We start from the raw sequence: 15,355 nt of genomic DNA, 5'->3' as shown, positions 1-15,355 counted from the left end.
AATACCCGGAGACACAGATTTATAATGTGCTATAAATACTTTCCGTAATGATAAGGTTGGCACGATGCTCAAAAGAATAATGCATTTAATCACTATTCCTCTTATCAGGAACATCCTGATAGCCTGGTTCCTGTTCTACCTTATTGCAATCACCTTCAGCGCCCAGTACATGATCAATATCCTGGGTTTGCCTGTGGTCGTCTGGTTTATCTACAGCTTCTTTGCAGGCCTGTTTTCGGAAACGCGCAGACACAGCAAGCTGGTGGCGGAGATTCAGCAATTCTCGGGCGTCAACAGTGCAAAATGTGCCGATGTCTGTGACCACGACGGGCTCGCCGTTAACTATGATACCAAGTCCATCTTTATCATTGACGAGGGCAAGTCCAAATCCTTTGCCTGTGCCGATGTACTGTTTTACGAAGTCGTGGACAACTCCATCCGCGGCATGAAGGATCCTGAAATCGCCGGTGGCGGAAATGGTGGCTTTGCGACACTCAAGCGCTGGCTGACCTATTCTGACGCCATCGGCAGGGTCAAATTCTGGATCAATGATGCAGAGCACAGCGTCATCACCATCGCCGTCTCCAAGAAGAACATCATTGATCAACTGCACCATTTTGCATTGAGCAATGGCATGAAACTGAAAACCTGATGACTTAATTTCTTTGGACGCCTGAATACCATGTTGAATACCTACACGATCAAGAACATCCATGTTGGCCTGGCATGCGGTATTGCCGCGCTGAGCCTGGCCGGTACAGCCCAGGCCCAGATGTGGACAGCCATGCCCGCCATGGACCAGGATGCCGACGTCATCACCCAACGTGCTGATGACCCCATCTATAGCCGTATGGCGACAGATCCCAAGTTCAGGGACTTTGCTTACTCCGCCATCAATATCAAAGGCGAGCAGCTTGGTTACAAGCTGGTGCTGGAATCACGCGCGGCTTTGTTCAGTCAGCAAGAGTTGCGCCAGGTGTACAGTAGCAAAGCGGGCAATTACCATGTCAGTTACTGGGTCAGAGAATCACCCAACTTCCGCTCCATGCCATTTAAGCGCAATGCCTCCATGGCCCTGATCGTGGTCGATACCGTGCCAGCCCGCCAGGACGACCCGCAATTCAAGGCCAACGCCAGTAAATTGCCGTATGCCGTCTACCAGATCAAATGGGACCAGCCCCGTAACAACCATGTCGCCACCATGCGTGTGGACGACAGCGGCTCCGCCGTAAAGTGGGATTGCAAGACCAAGGACGGCAAGCCCATGCCCACCATGCTGCAACCGGTGGTCATCCACAAGCCCAAGTTCAAGGATGAGCAAGAATACTACCGCACCGGTTATTACATCGCCGACGACGGCAGCCTGAAAGACAATGGCGCAGGCCGCTTCAACATTTGCAAAAAACGCAGCGTCGGGCCGGATGACGAGGTCGCAACGTGGAAAAGGTTTTTTAGCTAACTTGCTGCAACATACATAGCAAAGGCAGTCATGGCGGCATCATCGTTTTCAAATGGGCAAAGTCAGGGCAGGCATCCAGGATAAGCTGGGCTTGCTCCTGCAAATCAGGGTCTACGCGCAAAACCCATAAAAACATGGCAGCCATGAGTTGCTGCGTTCTTTCTGTTGCCAGCACTCCTGCCACCGATAGCCTGGCACCACTGCCTTTTTTGATAAAGGGTGGAAAGTCAAAGCCGGGGCTATGGTGCCAGCACGAAGCGCCTTCCCAGAATAGCTGAGCCGCCTCGGTGGACATCACTTCTCCAGCGACGCTGCGGGCAAACAGGATCAGGTGATCGCTGTCTTCATCAAGTTGCAGGCGCAAGGCATTGCTATATAGAACCTCACCTATGCGGGCAAAGCTCGCCTGCAAGCTTGCTGCTTCAAGCAACTGAGCAGATGCAAGCAACTCTGCCAGTAAATCCAGGCCATCAAGCTGCGCGCGGCTGATGTGCAACTTTTCCGTGAGCGGGTTTTTTCTGTATTTTTTGCTGCGTTTCAATGGATGAAATTTTTGAATTGGACAAGTAAATTGATAGTAACACTGCAGGCGAGATGCCTGGGTGAATGAGCGCACAGATCACTCTGCAGATTGTCGCTGTCAGATCACTTTTTAGCTGTTGCCGTCGGTCAGCCATGCATGATGCGCTCGGTCAGCGCCTGCAGTTCTGCCAGTGGCATGCCGTGCTTTTGATAATGGTATAAAACGTGATCACATTCCTGTAGCTCTATTGCCGGGCGTTCGCCCAGGGGACGGGTATGCAAGATGGTTTCCAGATGGAGAGTGCTTTTCTCATAGGGCAGGGCAGAAGAAAACCAGGCAAAGTAAGGCGGCTCATTTTCGCGGCCCTCTTCTTCCCATAACTCGCAGGTGCGATTAAAATTTTCAGCACTTAAAGAGACCCAAGCCAGCCAGACAAATTGTTCGCCCGTTTCTATGATGGGGATTTCTACTCGCCCCAGTACGAAGAAATATTGCTCATCCACCATGCACTGGTCTGACGATAGCACGCAACGTGCGTCGCGTTCAGCTTCTGGTATGGTGCTCCATATTTCTGGAGCGGCAGGACCATAGCACATGGCATAGCCTTCATGAAATGCACCGCATGTCGCACATTGAAAACCGTTCGTAGAAATCATGACTGCAATAAATGAGGAACAGGCCGCAAGTCTAGCATGAGTAGCAATCTGTACCTGGCGTTAAGCGTTATCATGGCTAAAGCAGGCTATTGCAACAGTCCAGTTCGCTATGTTCTAATCGTCGACAAAGAGATCATTGACAACTCGCATGCCAACAACTCATCCCAACCAGCGCCGCCGTGTCTTACTGCTCGCTCCCGCTTGGTTATCGCTGGCCAGCACGTCCTTGAGTGCCGCCAGCCCCTACCAGAAAATCCAGATCGATGGCTGGACCCTGATGTTCGACCAGGGTTTGCAAACCGCAGATGCCGCTGCCAGGTCTGCTTTCATGACAGCCTTGAGCGGGCAATTGAGCACACTCAAAAAATTGCCCGCCCATACACAAGGCAGTTTGCGGGGCGTCAGTATCTATGTGTCCAGCGGCACTTACCGCGCTTTCGGTGCACAACATCATCCCTCGGCGAAATGGTTGCAAGAACATGGCTACCCGATCGAGTTTGCCGGAAATATAGAAATCTGTAACTGGAGAGAATTCACCACCCTGGTCAATTCGCAAGCCTGTGCCCTGTTGCATGAAATGGCGCACGCCTATCATTTTCAGCACCCCGAGCTGGATGCCACTATCCTGCGCGCCTTTGAAAATGCCAAAGCCGCTGGCCTCTACCGCCAGGTCACCCGCGACCACAGGCCAGCGTTGCAGGCAGCCTATGCCCTTAGCAATCATCAGGAATACTTTGCCGAACTCAGCGAAGCCTACTTTGGTGAGAATGACTTTTTCCCTTATCGTAGTGCGGAGTTGGAGCACTATGATGGGCAGGGCTATGCCATGATTGAGAGGGTGTGGAAAATTCTTTGAGTGAATACGTCGCCTGTAGTCATGTGATCGTTTGATTCATACCTGGAACTCATACTGACAATGCGAGGTCAGCGCTTGTACCTGGTGGGAAAATAAGAAAAGGCCAAAATTTCTAAATAAAGGGAAGTACTGCATGATAAATTTCAAAAAATGGTTAGAGCAAGCGGGACTAGATGAGGGAACTGGTATTTTAGGAATATCTGCTAAAGAAATTGAATTGATTGAACAGAAGTACTCTATTCGCTTACCCAAGTCGTATAAGGACTTTCTACAGCAATGCGGAATTTCAGCTGGGTTATTTTCGCGAGATATTAGTTTTTTTTATGATGATGTGCTGTATATGTGGGACAGCTTTGGTGAAGCTGTTCGAGAATGGGGAGTGAGTTTTTCACTTCCTGAAAATGCATTCCTCTTTTCAGAATACCAAGGTGGGTCATATCACTATTTTATTTGTGATGGGAATGATAATCCTCCAATTTTCGCATTCTCGGAGGCTAATCCTGTGCCTATTCAGATTTCTTCGGGCTTTGTTGAGTACATCAAAGATTCAATTTCAGCGTATCAGGATATGTTTTATAAGAATCCCGACAAAAGATGGTTTAAAGAGAGTTAGTTATGATAGCCTGCTACGGCTCTGTTTTTTCGAAAATAAAGCTGACCATTATTGAGCAGACTGTCAGTAGCTGTAAGCACAACGTAATCTTATGTATATTGCGCAAAGAGCGGTAGCAAGCGCTTCAAAACTATACGAACGGTCCTGTCATGTTCCTCCAAAATGCATCGTAAGGATGCCCTACGGCCTAGTAAATCTCTGTTTAGTAAAATCTATAAACATCATCCAAATATAAAACTGGAATTGCACGCCCGTCCATAGGGCGGTATATATACAAACTGCAGTTTCCTAATCAAGGTGCAGATGATAGGCTTACTATTGTCATACCTGGATAAAACCACCAAACCGAAGAGAGACAAACCAAGCCTGGCAAGTGCAACATGTGCAGTCAAACCTAAATTACTTATATCACTATGCATGCGACTAATACAAAAACACAATGGGGACAATTTTTACCACTGGTGACAGTGTTTTTTTTCTGGGGATTCGTTGCTGCCAGCAATGACATTCTCATCCCCGTCTTTAAAGAAGCCTTTCATCTTAGCCAGGAGCAAAGCCAACTGGTGTCCCTGGCTTTCTACGTGGCCTATACCGTAGGCTCACTGATCTATCTGGCGGTATCACGTTTCATGGGCGTTGATCTGGTCAATAAAATGGGTTACAAGAACGGGCTGGCGCTCGGGCTGGTGATCTCAGCGGCAGGCACGCTGTTGTTTTTGCCAGCGGCAAATACCGGCTCCTTCACACTGATGCTGTCGGGCTTGTTCATTGTTGGCCTGGGGTTCTCGCTGCAACAGACTGCCGCCAACCCGCTGGCAATCGCCCTGGGTTCCCCTGAGACAGGTTCGCAAAGGCTGACACTGGCGGGTGGGGTCAACAATTTTGGCACGACCATCGGCCCGCTCATCGTCAGCTTTGCCATCTTTGGTGCGCCGACGAGCATGAACCGCCAGCTCAGTATAGAAAGCGTCAAATTCCCGTATCTGATGCTGGGTGCGGCGTTCTTGCTGGTCGCCATCATGCTGAAGTTCTCTTCTCTGCCTGATCGTCCGGCGGTACAGGCCAATGAAGATTCCGGCCATGCATCGGGCAAGCAATCGGCACTGCAGTTCCCGCAACTGGTCATGGGCATGCTGGCTATTTTTGTGTATGTGGGCGTAGAAGTGTCTACCGCCAGCAACCTGCCAGCCTACATGGAAAGCAAGCTGGGTTTGCAAACCAGGGACGTGGCACCGTTTATCTCGCTGTACTGGGCCAGTCTGATGATAGGGCGCTGGACCGGTGCAGTTGAAGCCTTTGATGTGCAGGCTGGCCTGGGCAAGCTGCTCAAGTTCCTGGCACCTTATCTGGCTTTCAGCGTGTTCCTGCTGGTCAATGCGATCGCCCAGCATGAGCTCAGTCAATTTTATGTGTATGCCGCCATCGTGCTGGTACTGATTGCAGCCGACATGCTGAGCCAGGGTAATCCCGCCAAAATGCTGGGCATCTTTTCCCTGCTGGGGATAGCTGGCCTGGTCATCGGCATGAGTACCTCGGGCATGGTCAGTGTGTATGCATTCACCAGCATAGGTTTGTTTTGCAGCACTCTGTGGCCCTGCATCTTTACCCTGGCAATCAGCGGCCTGGGCAAGCACACAGGCCAGGGCAGCAATTACCTGATCATGATGATCATGGGTGGCGGCATCGTCAGCTGGTTGCAGGGATATGTGGCTGACAAGATAGGCATACAAATGAGTTACCTGGTGGGCGTCGTCTGCTTTGCCTACCTGGCATTCTATGCCTGGAAAGTGCAGGGCATCTTGCGTGCGCAAGGTATCAAACTGGGTAAAACCAGCACCGCCGGGCATTAAAAATAGCTGTTGCTGACTTGCATGGCGCGCCGCTTCAGGTGCGCCATTTTTTTTGATCTGCATCAATAAAGCGCTTTTTTTAAAGTTTGTTTACTAAAATTAATAAACTAAGACAATTTACCCGCCGTTTATTGACCCTCGATTTTGCCACCTGTATAAAAGAGTTACTCTGTAAAACACTGCATTTTCTGAGGATTTACAGGCTTTGTTGACATGCGCTGATACGTTTATTAAACCTGCTTAATCCTGCTTAAGCCTGCTTGAGTTTGCTCAAGGTCGCTTGAATTTACCCTTGGCAAGGCATATGCAGCACGCAGATGCGGCGCTGATGTTGATAAACGCAAGAATGCATGAAGCGCATTCAGAACAAGAAGCCTGATCAGCACAATGAACATGATGAATGCCCGTTTTCCAGATATCGAAACTGACCTAACCAGCAAGGAGTTCACTTCATGAGTGTGACCATACGCGATATTGCACAGGCGACCGGACTGTCGATTGGTACGGTATCACGCGCATTGAAGAACCAGAGTGGCCTAACCGAGGCCACACGCGTGCGTGTCAGCAAAGTGGCGCGTGAGCTGGGCTATGATTTTGGCAATCTCAAGCAGGGCCGGATCAGGCGCATCGTTTTCCTCCTGCATCGCCAGCACAATACCCTGTCGAGCAGCCCTTTTTTCTCCCCTGTACTGCATGGTGCCGAAGAGGCTTGCCGCCGGGAAGGGATAGCACTCTCTTTCGTGGCAATCGGCCCCTCAGAGCCTGTCATGGAGCAGATACGCCTGCACCAGCCGGACGCGATATTGTGCGCTGGCTTTTTTGAGCCAGAACTGTTGCAAGCCCTGCTGCACACCAGCAAGCCCATCGTGCTGGTAGACATGCGTTTGCGCGGCTATACCTCGATCAACCCCGACAACCGCCTGGGTGGCTTCCTGGCTACCCGCCATCTGATACAGACTGGCCGCAAACGTATCGCCATGATCTCAGGCTCACTGGCACATTTCAGTATCCAGGAAAGGGCGCGTGGTTTCCGCCAGGCCCTGTATGAATCCAAGACCCTGGCAGATCCCAGCCTGGAAGTCAGCATCCCCGACCCCAGCGACATTGAAGGCGGCGTGCGCGAAGCCATGCGCGAACTGCTGAGCCTCAGTCGCCCTCCTGATGCCGTGTTTTGCTACAACGATAGCGCTGCTCTGGCGGCGCTGCACTACTGTCTTGACCTTGGCATGAAGGTGCCGCATGACATCGCCATAGTTGGTTTTGATGATATCAGCGCTGCCGCCAAGTCGATACCTCCCCTGAGCAGTATCAGGGTGAACAAAGAAGCACTCGGTGCCACCGGCGTGGATTTGCTGATACGCAAACAAGCAGACGACATCGTAGAAAAAACCCTGGCCGTTGAACTGATCGTGCGCGAAAGCAGTTGCGACGATTAGTTGTAACGATCAGTTGTAACGATGATTTGTAACAATTTTTGGCCCTTATTGACCACCACCCATACCTGTATGCATCCCTTTCCTGACTTCAAATCAATTTCTGTCCTGACTGACCATATCAGTGACACGCTGAATTTTTACTATCCGCGCAGTATTGATGCCAGTGGTGGCTTCTACCACTACTTCAAGGACAATGGCAGTATCTATGATAGCCAGAGTCGCCATCTGGTCAGCAGCACCCGCTTTGTCTTTGTGTATGCCATGGCTTATCGTCAATTTGATAATCCAGCCTATCTGGAGCAGGTGAAGCATGGCGTGGATTTCTTGCGCCAGGTGCACCGTGACCCGGTGACTGGCGGCTACGCCTGGCAATTGCGCTGGGAAAACGCCAGCAAGACCGTCGTCGATGGCGATAATCACTGCTATGGCCTGGCCTTCGTCATGCTGGCTTATGCCCATGCATTGATGGCTGGCGTGGCAGAGGCTCGTGGCTATCTCGATGAAACCATGGCCTTGATGGAACGCCGGTTCTGGGAGCCTCAACATGGTCTGTATGCCGACCAGGCCAGTGCCGACTGGCAGCATCTGGACAGCTATCGCGGTCAGAATGCCAATATGCATGCCTGCGAGGCCTTGCTGGCCGCCTATGAGGCAACCGGTGATCTGCATTTTTTGCACAGGGCAGAAACCGTGGCACACAACATCACCCAGCGCCAGGCTGCGCTGGCGGGTGGCATGATCTGGGAACACTACGACGCCAACTGGAACATAGACTGGAACTACAACCTGGATGACAAGGCCAATCTGTTCCGCCCCTGGGGATTCCAGCCTGGCCATTTCACCGAGTGGTCCAAGTTATTGCTGCAACTGGAAAGCCATGCCCAGCATCTGCAACACGACAAGGAATGGCTATTGCCTACTGCCGAAGCCTTGTTCCAGAAAGCCATGCAGTTCGCCTGGGATGAACAATACGGTGGTATCTGCTATGGCTTCGCCCCGGATGGCAGTATCTGTGATGGTGACAAATACTTCTGGGTGCAGGCCGAATCCATGGCTGCCGCAGCCCTGCTGGCTAAACGCACAGGCAAGCAAAGCTATTGGGACACCTATGAACACCTGTGGCAGTACAGCTGGCAGCACATGATAGATCATGAGTTTGGTGCCTGGTTCAGGATATTGTCGCGCGAAAATAACAAGCTCAGTGATGAGAAAAGCCCGGCGGGTAAAGTGGATTATCACACCATGGGTGCCTGCTATGAAATCCTGCGCGTTCTGAAGGAGGAGAAACATGGAAGCTGAATTCCCCATCATGCTCAGTGCCGGTGAAGCCCTGACCGACATGATCGCTTGCGGCCCCGGCCAATGGCGCAGCGTGGTTGGTGGCTCGACCTGGAATGTGGCCCGCAGCATGGCCAAACTGGGTCTGGCAACCGGTTTCGCAGGTGCCGTCAGCAAGGATTTGTTCGGGCAGGAACTGGTACGCGCCAGTGCCGATGCCGGGCTGGATTTGCGTTTGCTGCAGCAATACGATCGCCCGCCATTGCTGGCCATCGTTGGCGAAAGCACACCGCCCAGTTACTTCTTTATCGGCAGCGATAGTGCAGACCTGCATTTTGACCCGGCACAGTTGCCGACAGGCTGGAGTTCACGCTTGCAATGGGCGCATTTTGGCGGCATCAGCCTGGCCCGCCAGCCGCTGGCAGGAAAATTATTGAGTCTGGCACGTCAGTTGAAGGCGCAAGGTGTGCGGATTAGTTACGACCCGAATTTCCGCAACAACATGAATGCCGACTATGACCCCATCCTGCAAGAAATGGGGCAACTGGCAGACCTGATCAAGGTCTCTGACGATGACCTGCGCGGCTTGTTCCGTTGCCAGGATGCTGATCAGGCATTCACGCAATTGCGCGCCATTAACCCTGCCGCCACCGTCTTGTACACCCGTGGCGAACTGGGCGCTTCATTGCATGTAGCAGAGTTGGTATGGCAGGCCGACGCCATTAAGGTGACGGTGGCTGACACCATAGGTGCAGGCGACGCCAGCATTGCAGGTTTGCTGTATAGCCTGACCATGCATCCGGAAAGAGAGCAGACCAGCCACCTTCGCTTTTCCCTGGCGGCCGGTGCGGCAGCTTGCCTGGCAGCAGGCGCGCAGGCACCAAGCCTGCAACAAATCGAAGCACTGTACAACGCTTCTGTATAGAGATCTTGAACAGAGATCACAGACAAAGACCCTGACAAAAAAACATCCATATCAGTGATTGAGGAGAACAACATGCGTATCAAACTATTGCCCGGCATACTGCTGGTGGCCGCTCTGAGTATCGGCAACCTGAGCCACGCCTCAAAGCAGGAAACCGTCACGGAAAAAGAAGCTGCCCATCTGGCCCAGCAAGTAAAAAAGGAAACCCAGCATGCCTGGCAATCCTACAAGCGCTATGCCTGGGGCCAGGATGCCTTGAAACCGGTGAGCAAAACCGGCCATAACTGGTATGCCCAGTCATTATTGATGACACCGGTGGATGCGCTCGATACCCTGTTGCTGATGGGCTTGAAGAAAGAGGCTGATGAAGCACGTGAGCTGATTGCCAGCAAGCTCTCTTTCGACCAGGACATGGATGTCCAGAATTTTGAAATCACCATACGCTTGCTGGGTGGCCTGCTGTCTGCCTACCAGATGACCGAAGACCCAAGATTGCTGGCGCTGGCCACGGACTTGGGCCAGCGCTTGCTGCCGGTATTTGAATCGCCCACTGGCATGCCTTACACCCATGTCAATCTGCGCACTGGCAAGGTACGTGGCAAGATCAGTAACCCGGCAGAAACAGGCACCTTGCTGCTGGAGTTTGGCATGCTGAGCAAGCTGACTGGCAACCCGGTTTATTATGACAAAGCCAAGCGGGCGCTGGTGGCTACTTATGATCTGCGCTCCAAGCTGGGCCTGGTTGGGTCAGCCGTCGATGTCGAGGCGGGTGTCTGGGTCAACAAGAACGCCCACATCGGTGGTGGTATCGATTCCTACTATGAATATCTGTACAAATGCTGGAAGTTGTTTGGTGACCAGGATTGTAAGACCATGTGGGAAAAAAGTATCCCCGGCGTTAACCAGTATTTAGGCGACGAGGTACGTGGCGAACTCTGGTACGGCCATGCTGACATGGACAAGGGCACCCGTAACGCCACGCAATATGGCGCACTCGATGCCTTCATGCCAGCCTTACTGGCTCTCGGTGGTGACATGGACAGAGCCAAACGCCTGCAGGAATCCAATCTGAAAATGTGGCGTCTGCATGGCATAGAGCCAGAAGCCCTGAACTATCAGACCATGCAAGTTACTTCGCCGGAATATGCCTTGCGTCCTGAGATCGTCGAGTCAGCGTATTACCTGTACCACTACACAGGTGACAACAAGTACCGCGCCATGGGCAAGGAATTTTTCCTCGACTTTGTCAAGCGCTGCCGTAGCGAAGCTGGATTCACCGCGCTCAAGGATGTCCGCAATACCAGCCGCGAAGACTCGATGGAAAGCTTTGTATTTGCCGAAACCTTCAAATATTTCTATTTGCTGTTCGCACCAAAGAAGACTCTCAATTTTGATGCAGTCACTTTCAATACAGAAGCGCATCCATTCAAGCTGAACCAAAAGAAATAAAGCAAAAGATGAACCTTGCCGCCATCACGATGACGGCAAGACAAAAACACAGGAGACAAATTGAATACTCTATCCACTTTCAGGCGCTTAGCTGTCGCCAGCATGATTGCGCTACTGGCCGGCACTAATGCCAGCAGTATCGCTTATGCAGATACAGCAAAAGACAAAAACTACCCGGTCAACACCTTTATTGGCACCCAGGATGACGGCAATACTTTTCCTGGAGCTGTCGCCCCCTTTGGCATGATACAGCTCAGCCCTATCGGCGAGCACTATTCAGGCTGGCGCTATACCGATCAAAAAATTCGTGGCTTTGGCCATTCGTTCTTGTCTGGCGCTGGATGCTGGGAGCAGGGCGGCCAACTCTCAGTCCTGCCCGTCACAGGCAGCATCAAACCTGGCGGTAATTTTGATACCAGCAAGCCGGGCAGCTTCGACCATAAAGTTTACGGTTCCCGCTACACCCACGATGGTGAAGTGGGCCATGCGGGTTACTTCAAAGTCAGGCTTACCGATTATGGTGGCATCACTGCTGAGACTACGGCAGTCACCAGGGCTGGAGCCGAGCGTTATACTTTCCATGAGACCACTGAAACAGGCCATATCCTGGTCAATCTTGGTCAGGCAAATGAACGGCATTCAGTGGTAGGCAGCCATCTGCAAGTGCTCGATAATCACACCCTGGAAGGCAAGATAGTCACGCGCAGTTTCTGCGGCGGCGCGCAATACACAACCTGGTTCAGGCTGGAATTTGACCAGCCTTTCCGTACTCATGGCATCTGGGATGAAAGCGGCGGTACTGAGGCCACAATGCAATTGAGCCAGCAAGGTGACAGCAAGCCGCATGGTGCCTGGCTCAGTTTTGACCTGAAAGCGAACAAGGCAGTCACCGCCATCAGCGCTATTTCCCATGTCGATGCAGAAGGAGCAAGGAAAAATTTGCGCGCAGAAGGCAAAGTCAATGGCAAGCTGCGCAGCTTTGACCATATGCGCAAGCAGGCGCAGGACGAATGGGATAAGGAACTCTCCAGCATACGCGTAGAAGGTGCAAGCACGGATGACCGCACCGTCTTTTATACCGCGCTTTACCATGCACTGTTGCAACCGCTGACAGGCAATGATACTGACGGGCGTTACCGCGGCTACGACGATGTCATCCACAAGGTCGACAATGGCAACTACTACGAATTCTTTTCACTATGGGACACTTACCGCGCCCAGAATCAGCTGATCGCATTGCTGCGTCCAGCCAGGGCGCGTGATATTGCCGACTCGGTCTTGAAGATACAACAGCAGGCAGGCTGGTTGCCGCGCTGGGGTTATGCGAATTTTGAATCGAATGTCATGACGGGTGACCCGGTCACACCTTTCATGGCTGACTTGTGGCGCTATGGTGCCCTGGCGGGCAAGGAAAAAGCTGCCTATGCTGCCTTGCGCCAGAATGCCTTTGAAGTGCCAAGTTTTAAATTGCGCTCAGAAGGGCGGGCAGGCAACCCACAATATCTGCGTGATGGTTTCGTGCAATACGATAAAGGCTTCAGGGCCAAGGGCATGGATGTAGATCCGCATCATGGTGCCTCAGCAACCCTGGAATATGCCGCAGCCGATGGCGCACTGGCCTACATGGCAGAGGCGCTGGGTGAAAAGGCAGATGCTGCCATATTGCGCCAGCGTGCGCAAAACTGGCGCAAGCTGTGGGACAAGGATGCCGCTGACAAAGAGCTGGGCTTCAAGGGCTTCCCACGGCCAAGACTGGAAAATGGTAGCTGGTACTCAGAACTGCAAGGCCACTACAATCCGCGTGCCGAACATGGCTTTCATGAAGGCACAGCCTGGCAATACCAATGGCTGGTGCCGCAGGATGCACAAGCCTTGTTTGCCGAAATGGGTGGGCGTGAGGCAGCAGCCAAGCGACTCGATGCCTTCTTTGCCTTTGATGAAATCGAGAAGAACGATTACCAGGCTGTACGCAAGGACTGGGTGGTGGGGCCATACAGTTACTATAACCAGTATCGCTACAACCCCAATAACGAGCCGGATTTGCATGTGCCATGGATGTATACCCTGGCAGGTCAACCCTGGAAAACCACCACGGTCCTGCGTGCCGCAGAAACCCTGTTCAGCAATGCCCCGAACGGCGTGACTGGCAACGATGATCTTGGCACCATGTCGGCCTGGTATATTTTCAGCAGCCTGGGTATCTATCCGTGGATGCCGGGCAGCGGCCAGTTCTTGCTGCATGCACCCAAATTTTCCAAGGTCGATCTGGATCTGGGAAATGGCAAAACGCTCAGCATAGAAAGCAAGGCTGCAGCCCGTACGCCCATACGCTATATCCGCCAGGCGCAGTGGCAGGGCAAACCGTTGTCACGGGTATGGTTATCCTGGGAGCAGATACAGGCCGGTGGCAAACTCAGCCTGGACCTGAGCAGTGATGACAAAGCCAAATCCTGGGGCAGCAGTTTGCAGGCACTGCCGCCAGGCGCGCTCGATAAACAATAAAAACTAATTAAGCTTCACACACTCAACGAGTTTATAGGCAGGACTGCCCCCGGTCCTGCTTTTTTTGTTTCAGCCCACCAGATTAATCACGCCAACTGATCCAACACCTGGCGCAACTCCCGTACAAGCTCTGTTTGTGTTTCCAAAAAGTCCGCTGCAAGCCCGTGCAATTTTCTTTTGTGATGTAACGTACCGAAATGCACTCCACTGGCCGAGGCGTGCACTTCGGTGACGCCGCTTGCTGCCACTAGGACAGCCAGATTCTCCGGCCTGATACCTGCGCCAGCCATGATGCTGAGGCGTTGGTTTGCCTGGCGCACCAAGCTGGCGAGTTGTGCATTACCTAGCGGGGCAGAGTCTGCCAGACCTGAACTCAATATGCGCTCGAAGCCAAGCGAGATGATCTCCTCCAGGCTGCGCTCTGGCGCGGCACAAAGATCAAAGGCGCGATGAAAGCTCAATGACATATTGCCTGCCGCTGCGCGCATGGCGCGGCAGAATGTGCTATCCACCTCTGCTTCCGCATCCAGTGCGCCAAGCACCACACCATCGCAGCCCGTCTGCAAGCAGTGTTCTATATCGTAGAGCATGACTTCGCGCTCCGCCTCGGTGTAGATAAAATCCCCTGAGCGTGGCCGTATCAAGACATGGATGGGTATATGCAAGCGTTCACGCGCAATCGCGATCGTGCCATGCGAAGGCGTGGTGCCGCCTTGTTCGAGGTTATCGCAAAGCTCGATCCGGTCTGCGCCACCGGCCTCGGCAGCCAGGGCAGACTCGATCGAATTCGCAGCAATTTCCAGCAGGATCCCCGCCATCAGCGTACTCCTGTTTGCCAATTCCATTGGGCCGCACCCAGCAAGGCAAGCTGGCCGGGTTCTATCAGATAGACCGGGACATTTTCTACCACCGCACGCATCACACCCTTGTTTAAAAAGCGGTTTCTGAAATCGCTTTTTTGCAGGAGTTCGCTGATCTGCGCGGGTATCCCGCCTGCCAGGTAGACTGCCTGCGCACCATAATAAATCGCCAGATCGCCGAGCAAACTGCCCAGCAAGGCACAAAAAGTCTCTACGGCTTCCTGGGCAATACTATCTTGCCCGGCGATGGCAGCAGCGCTTACTTGCGCCGGGGTTTCCAGGGTACTGGCTTTGCCCTGCATGAGCGCAAGTGTGCGATACAGACGCAACAGGCCAGGGCCAGACAAAAACATTTCATTGTCAACATGAGGCGTAGATTTCCAGCATTGTGCAAGCAGTAATGCCTCTTGTGGATTGCCAGCCGCCAGTGCTGCATGGCCCGCTTCCGTCGCCAGTACCTGAGAAGGTGGCCCTGGCAGCCAGACTGCCGCGCCCAGCCCGGTTCCTGGCCCCACCACCAGCACTGGTCCGACCAGCGCTGGTGCATTGCCTGGATTGAGGATGAGCGCATCTGCCGCGTTGATGACAGGCACCGACCAGGCAAGTGCCGCAAAATCATTCACAAAGCGCAATTGCGCAAGTCCGCTCTCTTGCATGGTTTGCATGCGAGAGACAGGCCAGGGCAAATTGCTATTGCGCACCTGGTCTTGTTGTATCACACCGGCAATGGCGATGCTGGCTTGACTGTTGGCTTGATTTAATTGCTTGTCAGTCATTTCACGATAGGCACGAATAATCGCGGCCAGGCTGGAATAATCCGCGCAGGCAAAGCGATGATAATCCCTGAGTTCAGGTTCGCCGTGCGGGTTTAGCCCGGCAATGGCAAAGCGGGCATGGGTTCCCCCTACATCCGCGACGATCAGTTGGTTTGATAACAGCGTCGACATA

At 52.8% G+C, this 15,355-nt stretch carries 14 protein-coding genes; 10 read left to right on the top strand and 4 right to left on the bottom strand.

Features of this window, described 5'->3' with window-relative positions; translation table 11 throughout:
• The first annotated feature begins 64 nt into the window (after window positions 1–64).
• Both H8L47_RS10145 and H8L47_RS10140 read left to right on the top strand, forming a co-directional pair.
• Entirely contained in the window at window positions 65–652 is a 588-nt protein-coding gene (locus H8L47_RS10145; protein WP_186953482.1) for a hypothetical protein, read from the top strand.
• A gap of 30 nt (window positions 653–682) precedes the next feature.
• Window positions 683–1,459, top strand: coding sequence for a hypothetical protein (locus H8L47_RS10140; RefSeq protein WP_186953481.1), 777 nt, complete (start codon window positions 683–685; stop codon window positions 1,457–1,459).
• Window positions 1,460–1,487: 28 nt separating this feature from the next.
• Here the strand turns inward: H8L47_RS10140 and H8L47_RS10135 are convergent, their stop codons facing one another.
• Window positions 1,488–1,955 (bottom strand): hypothetical protein, encoded by a 468-nt coding sequence (locus tag H8L47_RS10135; RefSeq protein ID WP_186953480.1) that lies wholly within the window; start codon window positions 1,953–1,955, stop codon window positions 1,488–1,490.
• A gap of 173 nt (window positions 1,956–2,128) precedes the next feature.
• Window positions 2,129–2,638, bottom strand: a complete 510-nt coding sequence (locus H8L47_RS10130; protein ID WP_186953479.1) for a DUF2199 domain-containing protein — start codon at window positions 2,636–2,638, stop codon at window positions 2,129–2,131.
• Between the two features lie 148 nt (window positions 2,639–2,786).
• On the opposite strand from H8L47_RS10130, the gene H8L47_RS10125 reads away from it, so the two are divergent.
• From H8L47_RS10125 to H8L47_RS10090, 8 genes are all read left to right on the top strand, one after another.
• Window positions 2,787–3,494 (top strand): hypothetical protein, encoded by a 708-nt coding sequence (locus H8L47_RS10125; RefSeq protein WP_186953478.1) that lies wholly within the window; start codon window positions 2,787–2,789, stop codon window positions 3,492–3,494.
• A gap of 133 nt (window positions 3,495–3,627) precedes the next feature.
• On the top strand, window positions 3,628–4,107 hold the full coding sequence (locus tag H8L47_RS10120) for an SMI1/KNR4 family protein (RefSeq protein WP_186953477.1): 480 nt from the start codon (window positions 3,628–3,630) through the stop codon (window positions 4,105–4,107).
• Between the two features lie 413 nt (window positions 4,108–4,520).
• Complete coding sequence (locus H8L47_RS10115) at window positions 4,521–5,957, top strand: MFS transporter (RefSeq protein WP_186953476.1); 1,437 nt, start codon at window positions 4,521–4,523, stop codon at window positions 5,955–5,957.
• Between the two features lie 452 nt (window positions 5,958–6,409).
• Window positions 6,410–7,393 (top strand): LacI family DNA-binding transcriptional regulator, encoded by a 984-nt coding sequence (locus tag H8L47_RS10110; protein ID WP_186953475.1) that lies wholly within the window; start codon window positions 6,410–6,412, stop codon window positions 7,391–7,393.
• 69 nt (window positions 7,394–7,462) lie between these two features.
• Window positions 7,463–8,692: an AGE family epimerase/isomerase gene (locus H8L47_RS10105; RefSeq protein ID WP_186953474.1), complete on the top strand. Its 1,230-nt coding sequence runs from the start codon at window positions 7,463–7,465 to the stop codon at window positions 8,690–8,692.
• On the top strand, window positions 8,682–9,596 hold the full coding sequence (locus tag H8L47_RS10100; protein WP_230413683.1) for a carbohydrate kinase family protein: 915 nt from the start codon (window positions 8,682–8,684) through the stop codon (window positions 9,594–9,596). The genes H8L47_RS10105 and H8L47_RS10100 overlap by 11 nt, the downstream gene beginning before the upstream one ends.
• Before the next feature lie 72 nt (window positions 9,597–9,668).
• A complete protein-coding gene (locus H8L47_RS10095; RefSeq protein ID WP_186953473.1) occupies window positions 9,669–11,045 on the top strand; it encodes a glycoside hydrolase family 47 protein in 1,377 nt (458 codons plus the stop codon).
• A gap of 60 nt (window positions 11,046–11,105) precedes the next feature.
• Window positions 11,106–13,547, top strand: coding sequence for a GH92 family glycosyl hydrolase (locus tag H8L47_RS10090; RefSeq protein ID WP_230413682.1), 2,442 nt, complete (start codon window positions 11,106–11,108; stop codon window positions 13,545–13,547).
• A gap of 86 nt (window positions 13,548–13,633) precedes the next feature.
• Here H8L47_RS10090 and H8L47_RS10085 read toward each other — a convergent pair whose 3' ends face one another.
• Both H8L47_RS10085 and H8L47_RS10080 read right to left on the bottom strand, forming a co-directional pair.
• On the bottom strand, window positions 13,634–14,365 hold the full coding sequence (locus tag H8L47_RS10085; RefSeq protein ID WP_222616484.1) for a copper homeostasis protein CutC: 732 nt from the start codon (window positions 14,363–14,365) through the stop codon (window positions 13,634–13,636).
• Complete coding sequence (locus H8L47_RS10080) at window positions 14,365–15,354, bottom strand: glucokinase (protein ID WP_186953471.1); 990 nt, start codon at window positions 15,352–15,354, stop codon at window positions 14,365–14,367. The genes H8L47_RS10085 and H8L47_RS10080 overlap by 1 nt, the downstream gene beginning before the upstream one ends.
• Window position 15,355 lies beyond the last annotated feature (1 nt).

It is taken from the genome of Undibacterium umbellatum (genome assembly GCF_014284125.1).
Lineage (GTDB): Bacteria > Pseudomonadota > Gammaproteobacteria > Burkholderiales > Burkholderiaceae_D > Undibacterium > Undibacterium umbellatum.
The sequence above is the reverse complement of the archived record's forward strand: the minus strand, read 5'-3'. Positions and strand labels throughout refer to the sequence as shown.